The sequence below is a fragment of the Phyllobacterium sp. genome (assembly GCF_037994405.1).
In the GTDB taxonomy this organism is placed as follows: domain Bacteria; phylum Pseudomonadota; class Alphaproteobacteria; order Rhizobiales; family Rhizobiaceae; genus Phyllobacterium.
Window position 1 is genome coordinate 1 of record NZ_JBBNAN010000432.1, and the last position, 1,765, is coordinate 1,765.

The window sequence follows — 1,765 nt, forward strand, 5'->3', positions numbered from 1 at the left end:
ACGGCACCGGCGATGCGGTCGAACCAGGCGTCGAGTGCAGCGATCACCTCCTTCGCCTCGGTCGACTCCGACAACTCGGTGAAGCCGCGCAGGTCGGCATAAAGCAGGGCCGCCCGGATGGTCTCACCGGGCTCGCGCCGCAAACGGCCGGCAAGCACCTGCGCCGCGCTGCGCCGGCCGAGGTAGGTCGTTAGCAGCACAGCAAGCGTCGAGCGCGTGGCCAGCAAGGCAAGCGGCGCAGCGGCAAAGCGCGCAACCTCACGCAGCAGCTGCGATTCGGACTCGCTGAACGGCCGGCCCGCAGTCCAGCCAAGGACGGCGCCATCAGACGCGCCGCCGGCGAAATCCTCCTGCACGACACCGGTGCCGAGCCCGGCCAGCCAGTTGCGAGCGACATGGTCATGCTCGGGATCGGCAGGCCTGGCCAAAGCCAGCGCCTCTATCACTCTTCCTGTATCGGCGCGCCACAGCCAGGTGCGCCGCTCGATGACCGGGTGCGGCGCCGCTTGAGTGAGCGCACCACCGGTCAGCGGCACACCGTCGGCGACGAGCCGTGCGGCGAGAGCCGTCAGGAAGGCGTCGCCGTCCGGCACGTCAATCGCCTTGTCGACCAGGTAGGAAAGAGCGGACGGCAGTCGCATAACCGCCATCATGCAGCGATGTCAGACCTCTGTCACGAGATTTTGTTTCTTGCGCGTTATCTCGATTGGCTTACATTGCGCCATATCCGGAATGAAATTGCGTCCTTAGCTCGAAGGAGATGGCGATGACCGAGACACTTCGCAGTGAGATCGAGATCGCAGCCCCGCAGGCAACGGTCTTTGCCTTCCTCACCGATCCCGACAAGATCCTGCGCTGGATCGGTACGAAGGCGACGGTCGAGCCATATCCCGGCGGCATCTATCTCGTCAGCATGAACGACACGCACACTGCCCGCGGCCAGTTCACGGAGGTGATCCCGGTCCACCGCCTGGCCTACAGCTTCGGCTGGGAAGGAAACGAGAATGTGCCGCCGGGGTCGGGCCTGATCGAGATCGACCTCGTCGAGAAGGACGGAGGCACGCTGGTGCGCTTCACCCATGGCGGCCTCCCCGATGAGAAGGAACGCGCCAACCACGAAAAGGGCTGGAACCACTATTTGCGCAGGCTAGCCCTAGCCGCGGCAGGCGGCGACCCGGGACCGGATACCCCTCTTGATGCGTGAGGACCCGGAGATAATCGCGACTGTGCAGCGACGTTGACCGGCGGCGGCCGAGCGACTGCTCGGTATGGCCTCTCCGGGCGCCCGAGTGCTTCAATACTGGTCGTGCTGGCGTACGCCACTCCATCGAGAGTTCGTTGACTCCAGCGTTGATGCTTGATGGCGTTTACCGCAATCTGGGCAATATCACCGGGCGTTTATGTGACAATACTTGTGTAACTCTGTCTCAAACATGGGAGACCGCTGTAGCTGAAGTTGCCAGCAGCTCGGTTCGGTGCTTGATGGCCGCCGTGGTGGACGTCACAAGCTGATTGGGGAAGCTATTTGGGAGCGATGTGATAACAGCTTGTGCCTGTCGTTCGGCGTTGGCGGCGATGTCTTCAAAGATCGCCCGCATCGCCGTGGTGCCGACACCAGCGAGATCCGCCGTCTGCATGAAATGTCGTGGCATTATCTCGTGGATGGCATGGGCCGTTCTTTCCCGCTGACATCGCCAGCTTGAGCTTTTTGCGGGGAATCTGATCTGCGTCGAGGCTCGGCTGCGCGGTCACTACATCGTAGAGC

General features: G+C 63.1%; 2 protein-coding genes and 1 pseudogene. 1 reads left to right on the forward strand and 2 read right to left on the reverse strand.

What is annotated here, in order from left to right; all coding sequences use genetic code 11:
• Window positions 1-641, reverse strand: a pseudogene (locus tag AAAC48_RS23290) (adenylate/guanylate cyclase domain-containing protein); the annotation flags it as partial.
• Between the two features lie 125 nt (window positions 642-766).
• On the opposite strand from AAAC48_RS23290, the gene AAAC48_RS23295 reads away from it, so the two are divergent.
• A complete protein-coding gene (locus AAAC48_RS23295; RefSeq protein ID WP_340656469.1) occupies window positions 767-1,204 on the forward strand; it encodes an SRPBCC domain-containing protein in 438 nt (145 codons plus the stop codon).
• A 223-nt stretch (window positions 1,205-1,427) separates the two neighbouring features.
• On the opposite strand, the gene AAAC48_RS23300 is transcribed toward AAAC48_RS23295, so the two are convergent.
• Window positions 1,428-1,637: a hypothetical protein gene (locus tag AAAC48_RS23300; RefSeq protein WP_340656470.1), complete on the reverse strand. Its 210-nt coding sequence runs from the start codon at window positions 1,635-1,637 to the stop codon at window positions 1,428-1,430.
• Window positions 1,638-1,765: the final 128 nt, after the last annotated feature.